The organism is Pseudomonas sp. 2hn, assembly GCF_019646095.1.
GTDB classification, from domain to species: Bacteria; Pseudomonadota; Gammaproteobacteria; order Pseudomonadales; family Pseudomonadaceae; genus Aquipseudomonas; species Aquipseudomonas peradeniyensis.
Map to the genome: position 1 here is coordinate 5,821,157 of NZ_CP081016.1, position 24,853 is coordinate 5,846,009.

23 protein-coding genes are annotated in these 24,853 nt (G+C 64.5%); 9 read left to right on the top strand and 14 right to left on the bottom strand.

Annotated elements, in window-relative coordinates; genetic code table 11:
- Nucleotides 1–55 precede the first annotated feature (55 nt).
- From K2O50_RS26190 to K2O50_RS26225, 8 genes are all read right to left on the bottom strand, one after another.
- Nucleotides 56–955, bottom strand: a complete 900-nt coding sequence (locus K2O50_RS26190; RefSeq protein ID WP_050707549.1) for a peptidoglycan DD-metalloendopeptidase family protein — start codon at nt 953–955, stop codon at nt 56–58.
- 167 nt (nt 956–1,122) lie between these two features.
- Entirely contained in the window at nt 1,123–2,028 is a 906-nt protein-coding gene (locus K2O50_RS26195; RefSeq protein ID WP_050707550.1) for a response regulator, read from the bottom strand.
- Nucleotides 2,029–2,191: 163 nt separating this feature from the next.
- Nucleotides 2,192–2,962, bottom strand: a complete 771-nt coding sequence (phoU, locus tag K2O50_RS26200) for a phosphate signaling complex protein PhoU (protein ID WP_023630537.1) — start codon at nt 2,960–2,962, stop codon at nt 2,192–2,194.
- Nucleotides 2,963–3,156: 194 nt separating this feature from the next.
- Nucleotides 3,157–3,990 carry a phosphate ABC transporter ATP-binding protein PstB gene (gene pstB, locus K2O50_RS26205; RefSeq protein ID WP_028689970.1) on the bottom strand — a complete coding sequence of 278 codons (834 nt, stop codon included), beginning with the start codon at nt 3,988–3,990 and terminating at the stop codon, nt 3,157–3,159.
- A 72-nt stretch (nt 3,991–4,062) separates the two neighbouring features.
- On the bottom strand, nt 4,063–5,733 hold the full coding sequence (pstA, locus tag K2O50_RS26210) for a phosphate ABC transporter permease PstA (protein WP_050707551.1): 1,671 nt from the start codon (nt 5,731–5,733) through the stop codon (nt 4,063–4,065).
- 17 nt (nt 5,734–5,750) lie between these two features.
- Nucleotides 5,751–8,039 carry an ABC transporter permease subunit gene (locus tag K2O50_RS26215; RefSeq protein ID WP_050707552.1) on the bottom strand — a complete coding sequence of 763 codons (2,289 nt, stop codon included), beginning with the start codon at nt 8,037–8,039 and terminating at the stop codon, nt 5,751–5,753.
- 142 nt (nt 8,040–8,181) lie between these two features.
- Complete coding sequence (locus K2O50_RS26220) at nt 8,182–9,180, bottom strand: phosphate ABC transporter substrate-binding protein PstS (protein WP_050707553.1); 999 nt, start codon at nt 9,178–9,180, stop codon at nt 8,182–8,184.
- A gap of 304 nt (nt 9,181–9,484) precedes the next feature.
- Nucleotides 9,485–10,774 (bottom strand): MFS transporter, encoded by a 1,290-nt coding sequence (locus tag K2O50_RS26225; protein ID WP_050707554.1) that lies wholly within the window; start codon nt 10,772–10,774, stop codon nt 9,485–9,487.
- 362 nt (nt 10,775–11,136) lie between these two features.
- Between K2O50_RS26225 and K2O50_RS26230 the strand changes: the two genes are divergently transcribed.
- Nucleotides 11,137–11,535 carry an acyl-CoA thioesterase gene (locus K2O50_RS26230; protein WP_003253317.1) on the top strand — a complete coding sequence of 133 codons (399 nt, stop codon included), beginning with the start codon at nt 11,137–11,139 and terminating at the stop codon, nt 11,533–11,535.
- A gap of 73 nt (nt 11,536–11,608) precedes the next feature.
- Nucleotides 11,609–12,505 carry a D-hexose-6-phosphate mutarotase gene (locus K2O50_RS26235; RefSeq protein ID WP_050707555.1) on the top strand — a complete coding sequence of 299 codons (897 nt, stop codon included), beginning with the start codon at nt 11,609–11,611 and terminating at the stop codon, nt 12,503–12,505.
- Nucleotides 12,506–12,635: 130 nt separating this feature from the next.
- On the opposite strand, the gene K2O50_RS26240 is transcribed toward K2O50_RS26235, so the two are convergent.
- From K2O50_RS26240 to K2O50_RS26260, 5 genes are all read right to left on the bottom strand, one after another.
- Nucleotides 12,636–13,169: a DUF3299 domain-containing protein gene (locus K2O50_RS26240; protein ID WP_050707556.1), complete on the bottom strand. Its 534-nt coding sequence runs from the start codon at nt 13,167–13,169 to the stop codon at nt 12,636–12,638.
- 50 nt (nt 13,170–13,219) lie between these two features.
- Nucleotides 13,220–13,465, bottom strand: coding sequence for a GlsB/YeaQ/YmgE family stress response membrane protein (locus K2O50_RS26245; RefSeq protein WP_050707557.1), 246 nt, complete (start codon nt 13,463–13,465; stop codon nt 13,220–13,222).
- 96 nt (nt 13,466–13,561) lie between these two features.
- Entirely contained in the window at nt 13,562–14,644 is a 1,083-nt protein-coding gene (locus K2O50_RS26250) for a 5-(carboxyamino)imidazole ribonucleotide synthase (protein ID WP_050707558.1), read from the bottom strand.
- A 10-nt stretch (nt 14,645–14,654) separates the two neighbouring features.
- Nucleotides 14,655–15,146, bottom strand: coding sequence for a 5-(carboxyamino)imidazole ribonucleotide mutase (gene purE / locus K2O50_RS26255; protein WP_050707559.1), 492 nt, complete (start codon nt 15,144–15,146; stop codon nt 14,655–14,657).
- 171 nt (nt 15,147–15,317) lie between these two features.
- Nucleotides 15,318–16,247, bottom strand: a complete 930-nt coding sequence (locus K2O50_RS26260) for a LysR substrate-binding domain-containing protein (protein WP_050707560.1) — start codon at nt 16,245–16,247, stop codon at nt 15,318–15,320.
- A 181-nt stretch (nt 16,248–16,428) separates the two neighbouring features.
- On the opposite strand from K2O50_RS26260, the gene aspA reads away from it, so the two are divergent.
- From aspA to K2O50_RS26280, 4 genes are all read left to right on the top strand, one after another.
- A complete protein-coding gene (gene aspA, locus K2O50_RS26265; protein WP_050707561.1) occupies nt 16,429–17,853 on the top strand; it encodes an aspartate ammonia-lyase in 1,425 nt (474 codons plus the stop codon).
- A 180-nt stretch (nt 17,854–18,033) separates the two neighbouring features.
- On the top strand, nt 18,034–19,026 hold the full coding sequence (locus K2O50_RS26270; RefSeq protein ID WP_050707562.1) for an AraC family transcriptional regulator: 993 nt from the start codon (nt 18,034–18,036) through the stop codon (nt 19,024–19,026).
- Between the two features lie 197 nt (nt 19,027–19,223).
- On the top strand, nt 19,224–20,264 hold the full coding sequence (locus K2O50_RS26275) for a histone deacetylase family protein (protein WP_050707563.1): 1,041 nt from the start codon (nt 19,224–19,226) through the stop codon (nt 20,262–20,264).
- Nucleotides 20,265–20,266: 2 nt separating this feature from the next.
- Nucleotides 20,267–21,370, top strand: coding sequence for an extracellular solute-binding protein (locus K2O50_RS26280; RefSeq protein ID WP_050707564.1), 1,104 nt, complete (start codon nt 20,267–20,269; stop codon nt 21,368–21,370).
- Between the two features lie 80 nt (nt 21,371–21,450).
- Here K2O50_RS26280 and K2O50_RS26285 read toward each other — a convergent pair whose 3' ends face one another.
- On the bottom strand, nt 21,451–22,989 hold the full coding sequence (locus K2O50_RS26285) for a PLP-dependent aminotransferase family protein (protein ID WP_050707565.1): 1,539 nt from the start codon (nt 22,987–22,989) through the stop codon (nt 21,451–21,453).
- Between the two features lie 90 nt (nt 22,990–23,079).
- Between K2O50_RS26285 and K2O50_RS26290 the strand changes: the two genes are divergently transcribed.
- Genes K2O50_RS26290 through K2O50_RS26300 form a run of 3 tightly spaced genes read left to right on the top strand, consistent with a single transcriptional unit; the run spans nt 23,080 to nt 24,846 of the window.
- A complete protein-coding gene (locus K2O50_RS26290; RefSeq protein WP_050707566.1) occupies nt 23,080–23,709 on the top strand; it encodes an FMN-binding negative transcriptional regulator in 630 nt (209 codons plus the stop codon).
- Between the two features lie 11 nt (nt 23,710–23,720).
- Nucleotides 23,721–24,167: a GNAT family N-acetyltransferase gene (locus K2O50_RS26295; protein WP_050707567.1), complete on the top strand. Its 447-nt coding sequence runs from the start codon at nt 23,721–23,723 to the stop codon at nt 24,165–24,167.
- Nucleotides 24,168–24,174: 7 nt separating this feature from the next.
- Entirely contained in the window at nt 24,175–24,846 is a 672-nt protein-coding gene (locus K2O50_RS26300) for a GNAT family N-acetyltransferase (RefSeq protein ID WP_050707568.1), read from the top strand.
- The last annotated feature ends 7 nt before the right edge of the window (nt 24,847–24,853 follow it).

Sequence of the window (24,853 nt, forward strand, 5' to 3'; positions counted from 1 at the left end):
CCGCTCCCACGCTTTTCTCTCATGGCGTGGGAGCGGGCTTGCCCCGCGATGCTTTTCAGGGATTGCCCGCCGTGAAATCCGGCAACCCGCCAATCGGCCGGTCGAACTGATACGGTATCGACTCCAGCGCCAACCCCACATTGCGCTGCACCACGAAATGCAGGTGCGGCCCGCTGCTGTTGCCGGTATTGCCCGACTTGGCCAGCGCCTGCCCCTGGACCACCCGCTGCCCCTCGCCCACCACCACCGAGCCGCGCATCAGGTGCAGGTACACGCCCATGGTGCCGTCCGGGTGCAGGATCCTGACGAAGTTGCCCGCCGGGTTGTTGCCCCGCCCGCTCTGGTTGTTCTCGATCTTCACCACCACCCCACCCCGCGCCGCGATGATCGGCGTGCCCTCGGGCATGGCGATGTCCATGGCATAGCGCCCCTTGGGCCCGAAGTGGCTGAAGCGGCCATTGGGACCCTGGCTCAGACGAAACGGCCCGCCCTTCCAGGGGAAGGGATAGCGATAGCCCTGCGGGCGCTGGCCTGGGTCGCCCATGGCATAGCGAAACTTGGTGTCGTACCTGAGGCTGCTCCCCTGGCGGGCCTGGACCACGCTGAGCACCTGGGTCGAGCGCGGCGGCACCAGCCGTCGGACGATACGCGGAGCGTTGCCGCCCTGGGCATTGGCCAGGCGCTCCACGCGCAGCTCCACCTCCATGGGCACGAACAGTTCGTTGCGGGCGACAAAGCGCACGCCACCGGCAAAGGGCTCGGTCTTCAGGCGAACCTGGCCATCCAGGCGCTCGACCATGGGCTCACGGAACACGAAGACCTTGGCCCCCGGGCTCGGGCGGTCGGAGTAGGAAACCACGCCGAAGGTGTCGGTGGTCTTGTAGACGGTCATGCCCAGGCACGACGCCGAGGCCGTGAGCAAGGCACAGAACAGCAGCAGGCGGGCGGGCGGCATGATGGTGGCTTTTTGACAGTTGTGTTCTGTCGAAGCCTAGCAGCCGGATTTGAGAGGGATATGACAGTTGGTCGGATGGTGACTGCAGGAGCGGCTTGCGCGGCGTATGGCACCCGCTTCGCGGGTGATCGCGGGACAAGCCCGCTCCTACAGGGCCCAGGGTGGCGTCAGGCGCCGGGCGTGAAGTGCTTCTGCGCCGTGCCGCGAGCGATCAGCCGCGACAGGTAGTCGAGCTTCTGCGCATCCTGGTCGACGAACTTGAAGGTCAGTTGCAGCCAGTCGCTCTCAGGCTTGGGTTCCAGCGCCGCAATGGCGTGCAGGTAGCCGTTCAGCCGCGCCGTTTCGGCATTCTCGCCTTGCTCCAGGTCCAGCACCGCGCCTTCGAGCACCTGCGGCAGGTTGGTGCCGCGGCGCACCACCAGCAGGGCTTCCTTGAGGCTCAGGGCCTTGATCATGCACGGCTGGGTGCCACTGGACAGGCGCAGTTGGCCTTGGCCACGGCCAGTCTGGGCCGCGGCGGCGGCAGTCTTCGGCGTCGGTGCGTTGATCAGTGGCTTGGCAGCAGCGGCAACAGGCGCCGGAGCCGCGACCTTGGCCGCTTCCGGGCGACCGCCGGTCAGGGCGCTGAGCGAGTCGTTGGCGAAGGCCGAGTTGACCCGCGCCGGCGCGCTGGACATCAGGGCATCGAGCTTGCCGATCTTGGTCAGCGACTTCTTCACCTTGGTCAGCAGCTGCTCGTTGGTGAACGGCTTGCCGACGAAATCGGAAACACCGGCCTGGATGGCCTGGATCACGTTTTCCTTGTCACCACGGCTGGTCACCATGATGAACTGCATGGTCTTCATCTCTTCCTGCTGGCGGCACCAGGTCAGCAGCTCGAGGCCGGACATCTCGGGCATCTCCCAGTCGCACAGGACCAGGTCGAAACGTTCCTTGCTCAGCATGGCCATGGCCTTGCGACCGTTGACCGCGTCCTCGATCACCACGCCGGGAAAGGCGTTGCGCAGGCACTTTTTTACCAGGTCGCGGATGAACGGGGCATCGTCCACGACCAGCACATTCACTTTACTCATCGATACTCCTCTTGAATCCCGGCTAGCATACCGCCGACTGATGGCCATTTGCCAAACCACTGGTCACGCCGGGACTTCTCACACGGTTCGCGGGTGCCTGCTGGTGCTCGACCGCAAACGAAAACGCCCGGCGGTTGCCGGGCGTTCATGCTCGGGAGCAATCCTATTTATCGTCCGGTTCAGCCGGAACATTAGCGATTTCGCCCTCATCGAACGCTTCGCCCTGCACCTCGGCTTTCATGCGCTTGAGGCCCATGTGGCGCACGTCGGTGCCACGCACCAGGTAGATCACCAGCTCCGAAATGTTGCGCGCGTGGTCGCCGATGCGCTCCAGTGAACGCAGGGCCCAGATCACGCTGAGCACGCGGGAGATCGAGCGTGGGTCTTCCATCATGTAGGTGACCAGCTCGCGCAGCGCGGTCTTGTATTCGCGGTCGATGGTCTTGTCGTACTGGGCCACCGACAGCGCCAGGTCGGCGTCGAAGCGGGCGAAGGCGTCCAGCGCGTCGCGGACCATGTTGCGCACCTGGTCGCCGATGTGGCGCACCTCGACGTAGCCGCGCGGCGACTCGCCTTCCTCGCACAGCTGGATGGCGCGACGGGCGATCTTGGTGGATTCGTCACCGATGCGCTCCAGGTCGATCACCGACTTGGAGATGCTGATGATCAGGCGCAGGTCGGAGGCCGCCGGCTGGCGACGGGCGAGGATGCGCACGCACTCCTCGTCGATGTTGCGTTCCATCTGGTTGATCTGTTCATCGACCTCGCGCACCTGCTGGGCCAGGCCCGAATCGGCCTCGATCAGCGCGGTGACGGCGTCGTTCACCTGCTTCTCGACCAGGCCGCCCATGGCCAGCAGGTGGCTGCGCACCTCCTCGAGCTCGGCATTGAACTGCTGGGAGATGTGGTGGGTAAGGCTTTCTTTGTTGATCATCGTTTCGCTCCGCGAAGCAGCTGCAAGCTTCAAGTGATTCGTGTCGTTCCCTGGCCTGTAGGAGCGGCCTTGTGCCGCGAAAGGGCCGCGAAGCGGCCCCAGGATTTCAGCCGTGATGCAAAAATCGCCGGGGCTGCTTTGCAGCCCTTTCGCGGCACAAGGCCGCTCCTACACAAGCACCCTGTGGCCAATAGTTAGCCGTAGCGACCGGTGATGTAGTCTTCGGTCTGCTTCTTCGCCGGGTTGGTGAACAGGGTGTCGGTGTCACCGAATTCGACCAGTTTGCCCATGTACATGAACGCGGTGTAGTCCGATACGCGGGCCGCCTGCTGCATGTTGTGGGTGACGATGACGATGGTGTACTTGGATTTCAGTTCGTAGATCAGCTCTTCGACCTTCAGGGTCGAGATCGGGTCCAGCGCCGAGCACGGTTCGTCGAGCAGCAGCACTTCCGGCTCCACGGCGATGGTGCGGGCGATCACCAGACGCTGCTGCTGGCCACCGGACAGGCCCAGGGCCGAGTCGTGCAGGCGGTCCTTGACCTCATCCCACAGCGCCGCGCCCTTCAGCGCCCACTCGACGGCCTCGTCGAGCACACGCTTCTTGTTGATGCCCTGGATACGCAGGCCGTAGACCACGTTCTCGTAGATGGTCTTGGGGAACGGGTTGGGTTTCTGGAACACCATGCCCACGCGGCGGCGCAGCTCGGCCACGTCCTCGCCCTTGCGGTAGATGTTGCTACCGTACAGGTTGATGGCGCCTTCCACGCGGCAGCCATCGACCAGGTCGTTCATGCGGTTGAAGGTCCGCAGCAGCGTGGACTTGCCGCAGCCGGACGGGCCGATGAAGGCAGTCACGCGCTGCTTGGGAATGTTCATGCTGACGTCGAACAGCGCTTGCTTGTCGCCGTAGAACAGGGACAGCCCGGGTACTTCGATGGCCACGGTCTCTTCGGCCAGGCGCAGGCTCTGCTTGTCGCGGCCCAGGGCCGACATGTCGATGCCGTGGGCGTGGGATTCATGCTGCATGGTCAACTCCATACGCTATCAATTCGTTTCAAAGGGCCGCCCGGTGTTCGGGCGGCACGCTTGCAATCAGGATCAGTGGTCGAGGGCCTTGTACTTCTCGCGCAGGTGGTTACGGATCCACACCGCCGAGAGGTTGAGGGTGGCGATCACCAGCACCAGCAACAGCGCGGTGGCGTACACCAGCGGCCGCGCGGCCTCGACGTTGGGGCTCTGGAAGCCGACGTCGTAGATGTGGAAGCCCAGGTGCATGATCTTCTGGTCCAGGTGCAGGTACGGGTAGTTGCCGTCCACCGGCAGCGACGGCGCCAGCTTCACCACACCCACCAGCATCAGCGGGGCCACTTCGCCGGCGGCGCGGGCCACGGCGAGGATCATGCCGGTCATCATGGCCGGGCTGGCCATCGGCAGGACGATCTTCCACAGGGTCTCGGCCTTGGTCGCGCCCAAGGCCAGCGAGCCCTCGCGCACCGTGCGCGGAATCCGCGCCAGGCCTTCCTCGGTGGCCACGATCACCACTGGCACCGCCAGCAGCGCCAGGGTCAGCGAGGCCCACAGCAGGCCGGGGGTGCCGAGGGTCGGCGCCGGCAGCGACTCGGGGAAGAACAGCCTGTCGATCGAGCCACCCAGCACATAGACGAAGAAGCCCAGGCCGAACACGCCGTAGACGATCGCCGGAACACCGGCCAGGTTGTTCACCGCGATGCGGATCAAGCGGGTCACCGGACCCTGCTTGGCGTATTCGCGCAGGTAGACCGCGGCCAGCACGCCGAACGGGGTGACGATCACGGCCATGATCAGGGTCATCATCACGGTGCCGAAAATGGCCGGGAAAATACCGCCTTCGGTGTTGGCCTCACGCGGGTCGTCGCTGAGGAACTCCCAGACCTTGGCAAAGTAGGCGCCCATCTTGGTCAGGCCGGACATGGCGTTCGGCTGGATGGCGTGGACCACCTTGCTCAGGTTGATCTCCACCTCGCGGCCGTTGCCGTCGCGGGCTACCAGGCTGTCGCGGGCGAAGGCCTGGTGCAGGCCGGTCAGGCGCTCCTCGATGGCCTTGTAGCGATTGTTCAGCTCGGCGCGCTCGGCGTCCATGTCGGCCTGGGCGGCGGCATCCAGCTTGCCATCCAGTTCCAGCTTGCGGCCGTGCAGGCGCAGGCGCTCGAGGCCATGGTTGATGGCGCCGATGTCCTTCTTCTCCAGCTTCACCAGCTGGTCGTTGAGTTCGCTGGCGCGCTTGAGGCGCGTCTGCAGCTCAGTCCAGGCCTCGGGGCCCTGGGCGACCACGCGGCCTTCTTCCTTGACGCTGACCAGGTAGCCATAGAAGTTGCCCCACTCGCGGCGCTCCAGGGCGATCAGATCGACAGGCTTTTGCTGGTCGACCAGCCACTCGCCCACGACCCAGGTGAAGTCAGTACCGTTGAGGTCACGGTTACCGACCTTGATCAGCTCGCGGGTCATGAACTCCGGGCCCTGCTCGGGCACCGGCAGGCCGGCACCCTTGAGGCGTTCGCGGGGTACTTCTTCCTTCTGCACCACTTCACCGATGACCACGTGGTCGGCCTGGCCCGGCACCTTGTAGGTGGCCTGGACCAGGTCGGCCGGCCAGAAGTGGCCCAGGCCGCGCACGGCGATCACGGCCAGCAGGCCGACGGTCATGATGACCGCCATGGCGACCGCGCCACCACTGATCCAGACGCCGGGGGCGCCGCTCTTGAACCAGCCTTTGAGGGAATCCTTTTTCACGGATCTCTACCTTTCTATCAAAGCGACGAGTATTTCTTGCGCAGGCGCTGGCGAATCAGCTCGGCCAGGGTGTTCATCACGAAGGTGAACAGCAGCAGCACGAGGGCGGCGAGGAACAGCACACGATAGTGGCTGCCGCCGACTTCCGATTCGGGCATTTCCACGGCCACGTTGGCGGCCAGGGTGCGCATGCCCTCGAACAGGTTCATCTCCATCACCGGGGTGTTGCCGGTGGCCATCAGCACGATCATGGTCTCGCCCACCGCACGGCCCATGCCGATCATCAGCGCCGAGAAGATGCCCGGGCTGGCGGTGAGGATGACCACGCGGGTCAGGGTCTGCCACGGCGTGGCGCCCAAGGCCAGCGAACCCAGGGTCAGGCTGCGCGGCACGCTGAACACGGCGTCTTCGGCGATGGAGTAGATGTTCGGGATGACCGCGAAGCCCATGGCGATACCGACCACCAGGGCGTTGCGCTGGTCGTAGGTGATGCCGAGGTCGTTGCTGATCCACAGGCGCATGTCGCCCTTGAAGAACCAGCTCTCGAGTAACGGACTCATGTACAGGGCAAACCAACCGATCACCAGGATCACCGGGATCAGGATCGCCGCTTCCCAGCCATCCGGGATGCGCAGGCGGATCGACTCCGGCAGGCGGCTCCAGCTGAAGCCGGCGAGCAGGATACCGATCGGCATGATCACGAACAGGCTGAACACGCCCGGCAGGTGGCCTTCGAGGTACGGCGCGAGGAACAGGCCGGCGAAGAAGCCGAGGATCACCGTCGGCATCGCTTCCATCAGCTCGATCACCGGCTTGACCTTGCGGCGCATGCCCGGGGCCATGAAGTAGGCGGTGTAGATGGCGGCGGCGATGGCCAGCGGGGCGGCCAGGATCATCGCGTAGAACGCGGCCTTGAGCGTACCGAAGGTCAGCGGCGACAGGCTCAGCTTGGGCTCGAAGTCGGTGTTCGAGGCGGTCGACTGCCAGACGTATTTAGGCTCGTCGTAGTTCTCGTACCAGACCTTGCCCCACAGCGCGCTGAAGGAGATCTCCGGGTGCGGGTTGCGCAGGCTCAGGGGCAGCAGCTTGCCGCCTTCCTCGATGATGATGCGGTTGGCGCGCGGCGACAGGGCCAGCACGCCCGCGCCTTCGGCGACCGGCTCGACCAGCAGGGTGCGGTGCGCGGTGCTGTGGAACACACCGAGCTTGCCTTCGCTGTCCAGGGCGATGAAGCCCTTGCGGCGCTCTTCGGCGTCGATCTGCACCACCGGGGCCTTGCCCAGCTGGAAGCTTCGGATCAGCTTGAAGCGCGACTCGCCGTCCGGATCCCGGGCCATGAACCACTGGCTCAGGCCGCCCTTGGAGTCACCGAAGATCAGCGAGATGCCACCGACCAGCTGGGCGGTCGCGGTGATTTCGGCGTTGCCGTCTTCCAGCAGCTTGTAGCGACCATTGAGGCTCTTGTCGCGCAGGCTGAACACGTCGGCGGTGGCGCGACCGTTGACCACGTACAACCACTGCTGGCGCGGGTCGATGAAGATGTTCTTCACCGCCTCGGTCATCTGCGGCAACTCGATGCGGCTCTGCTCGATGGTGACCTCGTCGGTCATCATGTTCTCGGTGCGCGACAGCTCGATCACCTGCAGGTGCGCGCCGGTGGAGCCGGCCAGCAACAGGGTGTCGCCATTGACGTTGACGCTCACGTGTTCCAGCGCGCGGCCCTGGTCATCCAGGGTGAACAGGTCCTGACCATAGGGGTAGTCGATACCCGGCTCGATGGTCTTCTTGTTGTCCGGATAGGTGATCTTGTAGGTGTGGTGGAACACCAGCGCCTGGCCATTGGACAGGCCCAGCACCACCAGCGGGCTGCCAGGCTGGTCGGTGCTGATCGAGCTGACCTGGGCGCCGGCGGGCAGCGGCAGGTCGACGCGCTTCAGTTCGTTGCCGGTCTTGGTGTCGAAGAACAGCGCCTGGCCCTTGTCGGACACACGCATGCCCACGAGGTTCTGCTCCTCGAGGGCGATCATCAGGGGTTTGCCGGCGTCCTGTTGCAGCCAGGTCGGCTCCAGGGCCTTCTTGCTGGTCAGTTCGGCGCCCTGGAACAGCGGCAGCACCACATAGGCCAGGTAGAAGAAGATCAGCGTGATCGCTGCCAGCACGGCGAGCCCGCCCACCAGGACGTACCAGCGGGTCAGACGGTCCTTGAGGGCGCGCATGCGGCGCTTGCGTTGCAACTCGGGCGTATTGAAATCAATGCGCACGGGAGGAGAATTTTGGGTCATTGTGGAGTTGGCCAGATCATTCATGCGCACACCCTAGCGGTCCCGTATGACAAAAACATGACAGTGCAGTGACGCAAAAAAGCCCGCCGCTCAGGAGCCCTGGCTTCGGACTAAGGAATTCGTGGAGGAGGCCGGCATTGTGGTCACCGGCCTCGTCCTCAGTTACTTACTTCTTTGCAACGTTACCCGCGTGGGACAGGCCCAGTTCGGCCAGGGTCTTGTCGACCACCTTGGCTGGCAGCGGGATGTAGCCGTCCTTCACGACAACCTGCTGGCCGGCTTGCGACAGCACCAGCTTGACGAACTCGGCTTCCAGCGGGGCCAGAGGCTTGTTCGGCGCCTTGTTGACGTAGACGTAGAGGAAGCGCGACAGCGGGTAGGTGCCGTTCAGGGCGTTGGCTTCGTTGTCCTCGACGAAGGTGCCGCCGTCTTTCTTGGCCAGAGGCACGGTCTTGACGCTGGCGGTCTTGTAGCCAATGCCCGAGTAGCCGATGCCGTTCAGCGAGGAGCTGATCGACTGCACGACCGAGGCCGAGCCAGGCTGTTCGTTGACGTTAGGCTTGAAGTCGCCTTTGCACAGGGCTTCTTCCTTGAAGTAGCCGTAGGTGCCCGATACCGAGTTGCGGCCGAACAGCTGGATCGGCTTGTTGGCCAGGTCGCCGGTCACGCCGACGTCGCCCCAGGTCTTGATCTCGCTCTTGCCACCGCACAGGCGGGTGGAGGAGAAGATGGCGTCGACCTGAGCCATGGTCAGGCCCTTGATCGGGTTGTCCTTGTGCACGAACACGGCCAGGGCGTCGACGGCGACCGGGATGGCGGTCGGCTTGTAGCCGTACTTCTGCTCGAAGGCCTGCAGCTCGACGTCCTTCATCTTGCGGCTCATCGGGCCCAGGTTGGCGGTGCCTTCGGTCAGCGCGGGTGGCGCGGTGGAGGAGCCGGCGGCCTGGATCTGGATGTTTACGTTGGGATATTCCTTCTTGTAGGCCTCGGCCCACAGGGTCATCAGGTTCGCGAGGGTGTCGGAACCGACGCTGGAGAGGTTGCCCGATACACCGGTGGTCTTGGTGTAGGTCGGGATTGCAGGATCGACAGCGGCGACCGCATTGGCGGCAGCGACGCCAGCGGCGGCAAAGGTCAGGGCCGCCATCAAACGCTTCAGTTTCATGCCTTGCTCCTAGCAGGAATATCGTGGGTTGTGAGATGGAACGGGCCCAAGTATCTGCAGGCCGCATGAACACTCTATGACTCGAATATGACAATTGGATGAAAGGCCATCACCGGGTATCCGGGATGGCCTTTCAAGATGTTTCAGGAGAGGTGTACAGCATGTCTCTGTAGGAGCGGCCTTGCGCCGCGAACGGGCTGCAAAGCAGCCCCGGAGGTCTTTCAGGAGGCTGAGATCCTGGGGCCGCTGCGCGTCCCTTTCGCGGCACAAGGCCGCTCCTACAGGTCCGTGTGATTCGCTCGGCTCAGCGCTTGTTGGCGAGCAGATAGGTACCAACCAGCAGACCAACGGCACACAGGCACGCCACGTAATAGGCTGGTGCCATCGGGCTGAACTTGAGCAGCGCGGTTACCACCATAGGCGTCAGCCCGCCAAAGATCGCGTAGGCCAGGTTGTAGGAGAACGACAAGCCGCTGAAACGCACCACCGGTGGGAACGCCTTGACCATCACGTACGGCACGGCACCGACGATGCCCACGCACAGGCCGGTCAGGGCGTACAGCGGGAACAGCAGGTCCGGGCGGGTCGGCAGGCTGTGGTAGAAGGCCCAGGACGACGCCAGCAGCGCCAGGCTGCCGACGATGAACACGCGCCCGGCGCCGAAGCGGTCAGCCAGGCTGCCAGCCCCGATGCAGCCCAGACTGAGCAGCACGATGGCCAGGCTGTTGGCCTTGAGCGAGTCGGTGGGGCTGACGTGATAGAGGCTCTGCAGCAAGGCCGGGGTCATCAGGATGATCACCACGATGCCGGCCGACAGCAGCCAGGTGAGCAGCATCGACAGGATGATCGCACCGCGATGGTCGCGCAGCACCGCGCGCAGCGGCAGTTCTTCGGCCAGGGCCTTGCGCGCCTGCATCTCGGCGAACACCGGGGTCTCATGCAGCCAGCGGCGCAGGTAGACCGCAAAGAAGCCGAACACCCCACCGAGCAGGAACGGGATACGCCAGGCGTAATCCGCCACTTCCTCGGGGGTGTAGAGCGTGTTGATCAGGGTCGCCACCAGCGAGCCAAGCAGGATGCCCGAGGTCAAGCCCGCGGTCAGGGTGCCGCAGGCATAACCGGTATTGCGCGCCGGCACGTGCTCGGAGACGAACACCCAGGCGCCCGGCACCTCGCCGCCAATGGCCGCGCCCTGGATCACCCGCATCAACAGCAGCAGGATCGGCGCCCACAGGCCGATCTGCGCATAGGTGGGCAGCAGGCCCATCACCAAAGTCGGCACCGCCATCAGGAAGATGCTCAGGGTGAACATCTTCTTGCGCCCGAGCAGGTCGCCGAAGTGGGCCATGACGATGCCGCCCAGGGGGCGCGCCAGGTAGCCGGCGGCGAAGATGCCGAAGGTCTGCATCAGGCGCAGCCACTCGGGCATGTCGGCGGGGAAGAACAGTTTGCCGACCACCGTGGCGAAGAAGACGAAGATGATGAAGTCGTAGAATTCCAGGGCTCCACCCAGGGCGGACAGCGAGAGGGTCTTGTAGTCACTGCGGGACAACGGCCGGGACGGCTGCTCGATACTGCTCTGCACGGAGGTCATCGCTGTTCTTTCTCTTGTAGGTCTGCGGACCGCTTGGCATGCGGCTTCTGGATTGGCTAGGCAGCGAAGATAGCAAATTGCCGAGCCGCGCTCATAGCGGTACAAAATCCATACAGATATTCATGAATGTGCGGTCGTCGCTGGCTGTGCAGGTATATATACTGCCCGCTCGTAGGAAAAGGTTGCTTCCATTGTGGGAAGTTGTGCGAAAACGTCGGTCATTGTTGTCAGACTGTTTCGCAGAGTTTCCCTTTGGCCGCCTCGCGAAGCGAAATCAGCGTAGTATGCGTGCTGCTGAATCGTTTTTACGGCGTCCTTCATTGCGCCACCAACGAAGCTTCACGGGTCAGAGGCCCCACGGCATGATTGAGCTCGAACAAGAAGATCCTATCCCGCAGGGCGACCTGGCCCTGCAGATCACCGCGCTGCCACGCGAGACCAATGGTTTCGGCGATATCTTCGGCGGCTGGCTGGTCGCCCAGATGGACCTGGCCGGCACCGCCATGGCCAGCCGCGTCGCCGGTGGCCGGGTGGCCACGGTGGCCATCGACCGCATGGCCTTCCTGGTGCCGGTGGCGGTGGGCGCTCAGCTGTCCTTCTATACCCAGACCCTGGAGATCGGCCGCAGCTCGATCCAGATGATGGTCGAGGTGTGGAGCGACGACCCGCTGTCCAGCGAATGGCGCAAGGTCACCGAAGCCGTGTTCGTGTTCGTCGCCATCGACGGCAGCGGTCGCACCCGCTCGGTGCCTCGTCGCTGAGCCGAGCGAGCGGTAAACTCATTGCACGTCACTGGGTCCAACGGCCTGACAGACAATCAATGAGACGAGCGCAATGGCTAACTTCACGGTCGAGACCGAGCTTCACGGCGAACTCAATTGCTGGCGCATCACCAGCGAGCATGCCGAACTATTGATCGCCCAGCAGGGCGCGCAGGTCCTCAGCTACCAGCGGATCGGCGAACCGCCGCTGCTGTGGCTGAGCGACCAGGCCATCTTCCGCCAGGGCAAGTCGGTGCGCGCCGGCGCGCCGGTGTGCTGGCCATGGTTCGGCATCTTCGAACGCAACCCGGATTCGGTCAAAGCCATGTTCAAGGGCGAGCAGCCACCGGCCCACGGCCTGGTGCGCGGGCGCGACTGGCAGTTGCTGGGGGCCGAGGAGCACGGCGAAAGCCTGCATATCGAATTCCAGCTGCCCGAAGCCCAGGGCGACCTGCCGGGCTGGGCCCACGAAGTCCAGCTCAAGCTGCTGGTGGAACTGGGCGACCAGCTGAAGCTGACCCTCACCAGCTACAACCTCGGTAATACCGACGTCACCCTGAGCCAGGCCCTGCACAGCTACTTCGCGGTAAGCGACGTGCGCCAGGTCCAGGTGGAAGGCGTGGACGGGTTGGCCTATATCGAAACCCTGGCCAACTGGGAGCAGCGCCAGCAGCAGGGCAACCTGGGCTTTACGGGCGAGACCGACCGCATCTACCTGAACGCCCCCGAACGCCTGGCCATCGTCGACCCGCACTGGAACCGACGCATCACCTTGCAGGCCGGCGGCTCACGCACCGCGGTGATCTGGAACCCCTGGACCGACCGCGCTCGCGACCTGCCGGACATGGCCGACGATGGCTGGCAGCGCATGCTGTGCATCGAGACGGCGAATGTGATGGATGACGTGGTGGTGCTCAAGCCGGGGGCGAGTCATGCGATGAGCGTGGGGATCGGTAGCGAAGCGCTCTGATTCATAATTTTCAGAGTCAGTGCCGGCCCTTTCGCGGGTAAACCCGCTCCCACAGGCACTCCACTGTTCTCAAGGTCAGTGAAGTGCCTGTGGGAGCGGGCTTACCCGCGAAGAGGCCGGCACAGGTAAATCAAAGGTCGGCGTCTTCCACCACCCTCACCGTCGCGGCCTCCAGCGCATACGCCGCATCCGCCAGGTCATTGCTGACCGTCTCCACCTTCAGCGTGCCGGTCACCCACAACGGCGTGTAGATGTCGTCGATCTTCAACCCTTTCGGATAACGCACCAGCACCAGCTGGTTCGGCGGCGGCGGCGGAACATGGATGCAGGCGCCCGGGTACGGCACCAGGAAGAACAACGTGCTGTTGCCTTTCGCATCGCTCTCCAACGGCACCGGATACCCGCCCAGGCGGATCTGCTTGCCGTTCATCGCTGCCACGGTCTTGGTCGAGTACATCACCGCAGGCAAGCCCTTGCTCTGCTTCAGGCCACCCTTGGCAGTGAAGGTCCCCTGGGCTTCCGGGGAGTTGTGGTCGATCTCGGGCATCTGCTCGAGGGCTTTCTGGTCCGACTTGGGCATCAGCTCCAGCCAGTCGGTCTCGGGCAGTTCGGCATGGGCCAGGGTGCTGGCCAGCAGCAGGGGGACGAGGAATAACGCACGCATGGGAATGCTCGGCAACTCGGAATTGAATTGCCGGGCATTCTAGCCTGTGTTCAGTTCTTCTTGATGAAGCCGTAGATCACCAGAAGGATGATCGCGCCGACCAGGGCCCCGAAGAAGCCCGCGGCCTGCCCGGCCTGGTAGATGCCAAGGGCTTGCCCGCCATAGGTGGCAGCCAGGGAGCCGGCGATGCCGAGGAGGATAGTCATGATCCAGCCCATGCTGTCGTCACCCGGTTTCAGGAAACGCGCCAGCAGGCCGACGATCAGGCCAATGAAGATGGTTCCAATGATGCCCATGGCAATCCCTCTGTGATGAACATGAAACATGCCAAAGCCTAGTCAGCGCTTTGGCATGTTGCCATCTCAGAGCGGCATTGCCGGCCAGAAGTTCGATCAGCCGGCGATCAAGGCCTCTACTTCGGCAATCTTGGCCTTGAGGGTGGCCATGTCGGCGCAGCGCAGGGTGGCATGGCCGACTTTGCGTCCAACCTTGAACGCCTTGCCGTAGTGGTGCAGGTGGCAATCGTCGATGGCCAAGACCTTGTCCACTGGCGGTACTTCGCCGATGAAGTTGAGCATGGCGCTCTCACCCACCTTGGCGGTCGAACCCAACGGCAGGCCGGCGACGGCACGCAGGTGGTTCTCGAACTGGCTGCACTCGCTGCCTTCGATGGTCCAGTGCCCGGAGTTGTGCACGCGCGGCGCGATCTCGTTGGCCTTCAGGCCGCCGTCGACTTCGAAGAACTCGAAGGCCATGACGCCGACATAGTCCAGCTTCTGCAGCACGCGACCGACGTAGTCTTCGGCCAGGGCCTGCAGCGGGTGCGCGTCGCTGGCCACCGACAGCTTCAGGATGCCGCTGTCGTGGGTGTTGTGCACCAGCGGGTAGAAGCGGGTTTCGCCATCGCGGGCACGCACGGCCACCAGCGACACTTCGCCGGTGAACGGTACGAAACCTTCCAGCAGGCACGGCACGCTACCCAGCTCGGCGAAGGTATCGACCACGTCCTCAGGCTTGCGCAGGACCTTCTGGCCCTTGCCGTCATACCCCAGGGTGCGGGTCTTGAGCACGGCCGGCAGGCCGATGCTGGCGACGGCGGCATCCAGGTCCGCTTGCGAGAGGATGTCGGCGAAAGCCGGGGTCGGAATCCCCAGGTCGCGGAACATGCTCTTCTCGAACAGACGGTCGCGGGCGATGCGCAGAGCTTCGGCGCTCGGGTAGACCGGCACGAACTGCGAAAGGAAGGCGACGGTTTCCGCCGGCACGCTCTCGAACTCGAAGGTCACCAGGTCGACTTCGTCGGCCAGCTGGCGCAGGTGGTCCTGGTCGCCATAGTCGGCGCGCAGGTGCTCGCCCAGCGGGGCGGCGCAGGCGTCCGGGGCCGGGTCGAGGAAGGCGAAGTTCATGCCCAGCGGGGTGCCCGCCAGGGCCAGCATGCGGCCCAGCTGGCCGCCACCGATTACACCGATCTTCATAGCGTCAACCTCAAGCCTGGCGCGGATCTGGATTGTCCAGAACGGTGTCGGTCTGCTCGGTGCGGAACTGCTTGAGCGCCGCGTGGAACTGCGGGTACTTGGCGCCCAGGATGCTTGCCGACAGCAGCGCGGCGTTGATCGCGCCAGCCTTGCCGATGGCCAGGGTGGCTACCGGCACGCCGGCCGGCATCTGCACGATCGACAGCAGCGAATCGACACCCGACAGCATCGACGACTGGACCGGCACGCCCAGCACCGGCAGGTGGGTCTTGGCGGCGCACATGCCCGGCAGGTGGGCGGCGCCACCGGCACCGGCGATGATCACCTCGATGCCGCGGCCTTCGGCCTCCTCGGCGTACTGGAACAGCAGGTCCGGGGTACGGTGGGCGGAAACCACCTTCACCTCGTAGGGAATGCCGAGTTTTTCCAGCATATCGGCGGTGTGGCTAAGGGTGGACCAATCGGACTTGGAGCCCATGATCACGCCAACCAGTGCACTCATCGTCGAGCCTCTTCGCTTGTGCGCCCGCAGGCGCGTCAAAAAACAACAAGCCACGCGGGACGACCGGCGTGGCTTGTTTGCTGATCATGACCGGATCTATCCGGTCGAGGGGCCGCGCAGTATAGCGTAACGCGAGGCGATCACGGCACCCCCGGCGACCAACTGTCGCCCTTATTTTTCGGGGGTTTGGCTGACTTTCGGGTCAACTGAGCCGCCCTCCAGCTTGCGCCACAGCAACCGCACGTTGGCCTTGCGCACCAGCGCGCAGCGATACAGGCGGATTTCCAGCGGCACATGCCACTGGCTGCCGCCACAGATCACCAGTTCGCCACGTTCCAGCTCGCCACGCATCGACAGCCTCGGCACCCAGGCGATACCCATGCCTTCGAGCGCCATGCTCTTGAGACTGTCGGCCATCGCGGTTTCATAGACAGTGGTATAGCGCAGGTTGCGCTGGCGCAGCAGCAAGTTGACCGAACGGCCGAGGAAGGCGCCGGCACTGTAGGCCAGCAGCGGTACGCTGCCCTCACCCTCCAGGTCGAACAGCGGCTTGCCGTCCGGGCCCACGGCGCACACCGGAAGCATTTCGGTGGTACCCATGTGCAGCGAGGGGAAGATCTCGGCGTCCATCTGCAGGGCGGCGTCCGGGTCATAGAAGGCCAGCATCAGGTCGCAGCCGCCCTCGCGCAATGCATGAACGGCATCGCCAACGTTGGTGGCCACCAGGCGCGTGGCGATGTTCAAGCCATCGTTGCGCAGCTGCGCCACCCAGCGCGGGAAAAAGCCCGATGCCAGGGAGTGTGCGGCCGACACCTGGATCACCTCGCCCTGCCCGCCTTCGAGATGATGCAAATGGCGGAGAACTTCGCTCAACTGGTCGACAACGGTACGTGCCGTGACGAGAAACAGCTGCCCGGCCTCGGTCAGTTCGATGGGCGTGCGGGAACGATTCACCAAGGTCAGCCCGAGCGCCGCCTCCAGGCTGCGTATGCGTCGGCTGAAGGCCGGCTGGGTGACGAAACGGCGCTCGGCCGCCTGGGAAAAACTGCGGGTGGAGGCCAGGGCACTGAAGTCCTCCAGCCATTTGCTTTCGAGGTTCATCGACTACTCCGCAACGCGTGCACCAAAATGGAACACGCTCGATTGTCAATCGGCGTCACATCAAACCGTATGCCGTTTGTGCATAGGTTAGCGTGCAACAGCATTGGCCGCAAAATCCGGGCAGCCCTAGCATTGGCGCCATTCCGGCAGGTGCCGGGTCAAAATCGAGATGATATCCATCATGTCCTCCGCTGCATCGTTCCGCGTCGAAAAAGATCTGCTTGGTACCCTTGAAGTCCCTGCCGATGCCTACTACGGCATCCAGACTCTGCGCGCTGCCAACAACTTCCACCTCTCCGGCGTTCCGCTGTCGCACTACCCGAAACTGGTAGTCGGCCTGGCAATGGTCAAGCAGGCCGCTGCTGACGCCAACCGTGAGCTGGGGCACCTGAGCGATGCCAAGCACGCTGCCATCACTGCAGCCTGCGCCCGACTGATCAAGGGTGACTTCCACGATCAGTTCGTCGTGGACATGATCCAGGGCGGTGCCGGCACCTCCACCAACATGAACGCCAACGAAGTCATCGCCAACGTCGCGCTGGAGCACATGGGCCACCAGAAAGGTGAGTACCAGTACCTGCACCCGAACAACGACGTGAACATGGCGCAGTCGACCAACGACGCCTACCCGACCGCGATCCGTCTGGGTCTGCTGCTGGGTCACGACGCTCTGCTGGCCAGCCTCGACAGCCTGATCCAGGCCTTCGCCGCCAAGGGTAAAGAGTTCGATCACGTACTGAAGATGGGCCGTACCCAGCTGCAGGACGCCGTGCCGATGACCTTGGGCCAGGAATTCCGCGCCTTCGCCACCACCATGACCGAAGACCTGCAGCGCCTGCGCTCGCTGGCCCCGGAACTGCTGACCGAAATCAACCTGGGCGGTACCGCCATCGGTACCGGCATCAACGCCGACCCGGGCTACCAGGCCCTGGCCGTGCAGCGCCTGGCGACCATCAGCGGCCAGCCGCTGGTCCCGGCCGCCGACCTGATCGAAGCCACCTCCGACATGGGCGCCTTCGTGCTGTTCTCCGGCATGCTCAAGCGTACCGCGGTCAAGCTGTCGAAGATCTGCAACGACCTGCGTCTGCTGTCCAGCGGCCCGCGCACCGGCATCAACGAAATCAACCTGCCAGCGCGTCAGCCAGGCAGCTCGATCATGCCAGGCAAGGTCAACCCGGTGATCCCGGAAGCCGTCAACCAAGTCGCCTTCGCCATCATGGGCAACGACCTGGCCCTGACCGTCGCCGCCGAAGGTGGCCAGCTGCAGCTGAACGTGATGGAGCCGCTGATCGCCTACAAGATCTTCGACTCGATCCGCCTGCTGCAACGCGCCATGGACATGCTGCGCGAGCACTGCATCGTCGGCATCACCGCCAACGAACAGCGCTGCCGCGAACTGGTCGAGCACTCGATCGGCCTGGTCACCGCCCTGAACCCGTACATCGGCTACGAAAACGCCACCCGTATCGCCCGCGTCGCCCTGGAAACCGGCCGCGGCGTGCTGGAACTGGTGCGCGAGGAGAAGCTGCTGGACGAAGAGATGCTCAACGACATCCTGCGTCCGGAAAACATGATCGCTCCCCGTCTGGTTCCGCTGAAGGCGTAACCCAGGCCGCTGCAAACAGTCTCACCAGGTCGAGGGACTAGACACCTCTCAACCTTTCAAGGGCCCGAGCGCACGCTCCGGGCCCTTTTTTTATGCCTGCGCTTCAAACCCTGCGCGGCCCCTGTAGGAGCGGCATATAACTTGCTCGCTAAAGCTTCTCAGCCCAATGGGACGCCGAGCATGCTGCACAGCCACCTCACCACCCTCAACGCGGTTTCGCTGATCCTCCAGGTGTTCCAGGAGGCCGGCGTCGACCCGCGGCAGCTGCTCGCCGGCAGCGGCATAGGCCCGGCGGACCTGGGCCACGCTGATGCGCGTATCACCACCCAGCAGGAGCTGCAGGTGTGCGCCAACGCCGTGGCCCGGCGCGAGGACATCGGCCTGGAACTGGGCCGGCGGATGCATGTGTCGTGCTACGGGATGCTGGGTTACGCCCTGCTCTCCAGTGCCACTTTGGGTGACGCCCTGCGCCTGGCGCTGCGTTATCCGGCACTGCTGGGAACAGTCTTCCAACTGCGCCTGGTGGACGACGGCCAGCGGGTCTGGCTCTGTGCCAGCGATCATTACGACGCCCCAGGCCTTGCGGCCTTCAACGCCGAGTTCTGCCTGGTGTCGCTTAAAGTGATCTGCGATGACCTGCTCGGCCGCCCGCTGCCACTGCTGGCGGCGCGCTTCGAACACTCGCGTCCCGGTTACCACGCGCTCTACGACGGTGCGTTCCAGTGCCCGCTCGGCTTCGAGGCCGGCGACAACGCCTTCGCCTTCGAGCGCCGCTGGCTGGACATGCCGCTACCGCTGGCCGACCCGATCACCCACAAGGCCATGGGCGAACGCTGCCGACGGCTGAACCTGGAGTTCACCGGACGCCAAGCCTGGCTCGGGCGCATTCGCCAGTTGCTGGTCCAACAGCTGGATGCCGCCCCCGGGCTGGAGGGCCTGGCACGGCAGATGAACTGCTCGTCGCGCACCTTGCGCCGGCACCTGCAAGCGCTGGGCAGCAGTTATCAACAGCTGCTCGACGAGTTGCGCTTCGAGCGGGCCAAGCAACTGCTGGCCGAAGACCAGATGCCGATCTATCGCATTGCCGAATCGCTGGGGTTCAGCGAGACCGCCAGCTTTCGCCATGCCTTCCAGCGCTGGAGTGGTGTTGCACCGAGCCATTTCAGAGGTTGACCTGTACCGGCCCTATCGCGGGGCAAGCCCGCTCCCACGAATGGCCTCAGCGATCGTGGGAGCGGGCTTGCCCCGCGATAGGGCCGGTACAGGATGTACTTGGCCACATCGATCCCCTTTTGGCCGTTTGCATCGTTCTCCCGCTCTCGGCCGCCCACCAGAATGGTCCCACGCCAGTCATAACCGGAGAACAATAAGTGCTGACGATCTATTCCGATGACCACCGCCTGCACCATGGCCGCTGCGAGCTGATCGACGGCCAGCTAATGCCCTGCTTCGAAATGCCCTCCCGCGCCGATCACGTCCTCGATCAGGTGAAGCAGCGCAACCTCGGCCCTGTGCAAGGCCCCACCGATTTCGGTCGCGCCCCGCTGCAGCGCATCCACAGCACCGACTATCTGAACTTCTTCGAAGGCGCCTGGGCCCGCTGGGCCGCACTGGGCCACGACGGCGACCTGCTGCCCTTCACCTGGCCGGCGCGCACCCTTCGCCAGGTCAAGCCCACCGGCCTGCACGGCGAACTCGGCTACTACAGCTTCGATGCCGGCGCGCCGATCACCGCCGGTACCTGGCAGGCCGCCTACAGCGCAGCGCAAGTGGCCCTGACCGCCCAGGCCGCGATCCAGCAAGGCGCCCACGCGGCCTTCGCCCTGTGCCGCCCGCCGGGACACCACGCCGCCGCCGAGGTGATGGGTGGCTACTGCTACCTGAACAACGCCGCCATCGCCGCCCAGGCCTTCCTTGACCAGGGCCGGCGCAAGGTGGCCATCCTCGATGTCGACTACCACCACGGCAACGGCACCCAGGACATCTTCTACACCCGCAACGATGTGTTCTTCGCCTCGATCCACGGCGACCCGCAGGACGAGTTCCCGTTCTTCCTGGGCTATGCCGACGAGGTCGGTGAAGGCGCGGGCGAAGGCTGCAACATCAACTACCCACTGCCCGCCGGCAGTGACTGGGCGGCCTGGAGCGCGGCCCTGGAAGACGCCTGCCAGCGCATCGCCGCCTACGACGCCGAGGTGCTGGTGATCTCCCTCGGCGTGGACACCTTCAAGGACGACCCGATCTCCCAGTTCAAGCTCGACAGCCCGGACTACCTGGAGATGGGCAAGCGCATCGCCCAGCTGGGCAAGCCGACCTTGTTCGTGATGGAGGGCGGCTACGCCGTGGAGGAAATCGGCATCAACGCGGTCAATGTGCTGGAAGGCTTCCAGCGCGCCCAGCCAGGAGCCTGAACATGGTCCGACTCAAGCGTCTGCTCGCCCCGCTCATCACCGCCGGCCTGCTCGCCGGCGCGCTCCAGGCCCACGCCGACCAGCGCACCCTGCGGGTCTACAACTGGTTCGACTACATCACCCCGCAGACCCTCACGGACTTCCAGAAGGACACCGGGGTGAAGCTGGTCTACGACATCTTCGACACCAACGAGGCGCTGGAGGCCAAGCTGCTGACCGGCAACTCCGGCTACGACGTGGTGGTGCCGTCCAACGTGTTCCTCGCCAAGCAGATCGAAGCGGGCGTGTTCCAGCCGCTCGATCGCGCCAAGCTGCCCAACTGGCAACACCTGGATCCGGCGCTGATGAAGCTGATCGAGGCCAACGATCCCGGCAACAAGTTCGCCGTGCCCTACATGTACGGCACCGTGCTGATCGGCTTCAACCCGGACAAGGTCAAGGCCGTGCTCGGCGACAACGCCCCGGTGGACAGCTGGGACCTGATCTTCAAACCGGAGAACATCGCCAAGCTCAAGCAATGCGGCGTGGCGCTGCTCGATTCGCCATCGGAGATCCTGCCGCTGGCCCTGTCGTACCTGGGCCTGGACCCCAACAGCGGCAAGCCGGCAGACTACCAGAAGGCCCAGGACTTGCTGCTGAAGATCCGCCCGCACGTCACCTACTTCCACTCCTCCAAGTACATGGCCGACATCGCCAACGGCGACATCTGCGTGGCGGTGGGTTACTCGGGCAGCTTCTCCCAAGCCGCCAACCGCGCCCGCGAGGCGAAGAATGGTGTGACGGTGGACATGCGCCTGCCCAAGGAAGGCGCACCGATCTGGTTCGACATGCTGGCGATCCCGAAGAACGCGGCCAACCCGGAGGATGCCCATGCCTTCATCAACTACCTGCTGCGGCCTGAGGTGATCGCGCCGATCAGCGATTTCGTCGGCTACCCGAACCCGAACAAGGATGCGACCGACAAGGTCAGCCCGGCGATCCGCAACAACCCGAACCTGTACCCGACGCCGGAGGCGATGGCCAAGCTGTATACCTTGAAGCCGTTGCCACGGGATGCCGAGCGGGCGCGAACCCGGGCCTGGACCAAGATCAAGTCGGGAACTTGAGTCGTCTGCTTCGCGGGTAAACCCGCTCCCACAGGTGTCGCACCATGCCCAGGTACGGCGTAAACCCTGTGGGAGCGGGTTCACCCGCGAATAGGCCGCCAGGCCTTGCGCAGGCGCATCAGCGCATCCGCTATCTGCGCCTCCGGCACCGCCGCAAACCCCAGCACCAGCCCTGCCCTTTTATCCACAGGCTCTTCGCTGTCCTCCAGCCAGTAGCTGCTCAGCGGATTGACCTCCACCCCTACCGCTTCCGCCAGAGCCACCAGTTCCTGTTCCCGCGCGAAGTTATCCACATCCACCTTCACATGCAGCCCCGCCGCCACCGCCGGCATGGCCCCCAGCCCCGACACATCCTGGGGCCAGCCGGCCTTGAGCACATTGCGCCGCGCCAGCGCAGCCCGGCGCATGCGGCGGATATGCCGCTGGAAATGCCCCTGGGCCATGAACTGCGCCATCACGCACTGGGTGCCGACCTCCGAATGGCGCACCGCCAGCGCCCGACATTGACTGAACGCCTGCACCAGGCGCCCGGGAAGCACCAGGTATCCCAGGCGCAGGGCCGGCACGGCGATCTTGCCGAAGGTCCCCACGTACAGCACGCGCCCTTGGCGGTCCAGCGCGGCCAGTGGCGCCAGCGGCGCACCGCTGTAACGGTACTCGCCGTCGTAGTCGTCCTCGAGGATCCAGCCATCCTGGCGTTCGGCCCAGGCCAGCAGCGACAGGCGACGGGCCAGGCTCATGGTGACGCCCGTGGGGTACTGGTGGGCAGGCGTCACATAGGCCAGCCGGCACTCGGGCATCTCGGCCAGCCTCGCGCAGTCCATGCCCTCGGCATCCACCGGCACGCCCCTGAGCGTCGCCCCGGCCATCGCGAAGGCATGCCCGGCAGCCCGGTACCCTGGGTTTTCCACAGCCACGCCATCGCCGGGCTGCAACAGCAGCTGTGCACAAAGGCTGATGGCCTCCTGCGCGCCACTGGTGATCACAATTTGTTCAGCCGTGCAGGAAAGCCCACGCGAGCGTCGCAGGTAGGTGGCAATCAGTTCGCGCAGTTGCCACTCACCCGCCGGGTCACCATAACCCAGCATCGCCGGGTCGGGATTTCGCCAGAAACCCGCTTGCAGCTTGGCCCACACCTCGAATGGGAATAGATCGAATGCCGGCACGCCCACGCGAAAAGCCTTGGGCGCTCCGCCCCTGGGGAGCGGCAGATGATGATTTTTCAGACGTTGCAGGGGCTCGCTGGTGACCGCCTGGCTGGATAAATCCTCAGTATCCGCAGCACGAAATGTGGATAAGTCTGTTGATAAACCCAGGGATAACCCTGTTGATAATTGTGTGGATAGTTTCGGTAGCTGGCTCACATAGGTGCCATCGCCAACCCGGCTCTCGATGAAGCCTTCGGCATACAGCTGGTCGTAGGCCCTCACCACGCTGTTGCGCGACAGCGTCAGCATCGCCGCCAGGTCGCGGGTGGCCGGCAACCGCGTACCGCTGCCCAGGCGCCCATCCAGCACCCTGGCGCGCAAGGCATGGTAGAGCTGCTGGCTCAGCCCGCGACGGCGGTCCAGGACGATACCCGTAGGGTCGAAAGGCAGAGGATGGCAACGTTCGATCATGGCATTGGACCTATGAAAACAGCCGTTAATGGCTCTTACCCAGAGCCAATAGCCTGCCTAGCATGGAGCCATTCAACAAGGACATCCAGCATGTACAACAACAAGCCCCACCAGGAACACGACCTCGAGCGCCTGCACCGGCACATGCTGCAAACCCGCCTGGCGCTGCTGGTCAGCCAGGGTGAACAGGGCTTGCTGGCCACCCACCTGCCGGTACTGGTCGAGACCGGCGAAGGCGAGTTCGGCACGGTCTACGCCCACCTCGCCCGGGCCAACCGCCAGTGGCAGGACCTGGAGCAAGGGGGCGAGGCGCTGCTGGTGTTTCCCGGTGCCGATGCCTACGTCAGCCCGAGCTACTACCCGAGCAAGGCGGACAACCCCAAGGTCGTGCCGACCTGGAACTACCTGGCAGTACACGCCTACGGCCCGGTTGAAGTTATCCACAACGCCCAGTCGTTGCTGGACATCGTCACCCGCCTCACCGACCGCCATGAACAGGGCCGCAGCGAGCCCTGGACAGTGTCCGACGCCCCAGGCGACTACCTCGACGGCATGCTCCGCGCCATCGTCGGCATCCGCCTGCCCATCAGCCGCCTGCAAGGTGCGCGCAAGCTGAGCCAGAACCGTTCGGCGCAGGACATTGCCGGCGTGCGCGAAGGCCTTGGCGCCAGCAATGACCACCTGGACAACCAACTCGCCGCGCACATGCGCGATCTCTGAAGGAAAAGCCCATGACCCCCGTTACCCTGTGCCCGGTCGGCGCTCACGATCACGCTGCCTGGCGCTCCCTGTGGCAGGCCTACCTGCGCTTCTACCAGACCGAACTGGCCGACGAGATCTACCTCAGCACCTGGCAGCGCCTGCTCGACCCCAGCGAGCCCACCCATTCGACCCTGGCCTGGGTAGACGGCAAGGCAGTGGGCCTGGTCAATTTCATCTACCATCGCACCAACTGGAGCATCCAGAATTCCTGCTACCTGCAGGACCTCTACGTGGACAGCGAGCAACGCGGCCTGGGTATCGGCCGTCAGTTGATCGAGCATGTCTACGCGACGGCCAAGGCCGCCGACTGCACGAGGGTGCACTGGCTGACCCACGAGACCAATGCCACCGCCATCAGCCTGTACGAACAGATCGCCGATCGGCCGGGCTTCATCCAATTCCGCAAAGCACTGTAGGCCGAACATGAACGACGCATTGAACTGGAAGCCCGCCGGCACCCCCAAGGCCGAGCCCCTCGAAGGCCGTTTCATCCGCCTGGAAAAACTCGACCCGGCCCGCCATGGCGATGACCTCTGGGAAGTACTGCAAGGCCCGGGCTCGGACCCGGTGCTGTGGGACTACCTGCCCTATGGCCCGTTTGCCGAGCGCGCCGGCTTCGACTGCTGGCTGCAAGACAACGCCGCCAGCCGCGACCCGCTGTTCTACAGCGTGATCGACCGCGCCAGCGGCCAGGTCCAGGGCATCCTCAGCTACATGTCGATCGTCCCGGAACAGGGTCGCTTCGAGATCGGCCACATCGCCTTCGGCGCCGCGATGCAGCGCACGCCGAAAGGCACCGAGGCAGTGTACCTGCTGGGCAAGCTGGGCTTCGAGCTGGGCAATCGCCGGCTGGAATGGAAGTGCAACGACGCCAATGCCCGCTCCAAGCGCGCGGCGGAGCGCTTCGGCTTCGTCTTCGAAGGGGTGTTCCGTCAGCACATGGTGGTCAAGGACCGCAACCGGGATACGGCGTGGTATTCGATTACCGACGGCGAATGGCCGGCGGTGGCGGCGGGGTTCGAGCGTTGGTTGAGTGTGGATAACCAGCAACCTGACGGCCAGGTGCGAACCTTGGAGACATGCCGTCAGGGCTGAGTCTTGC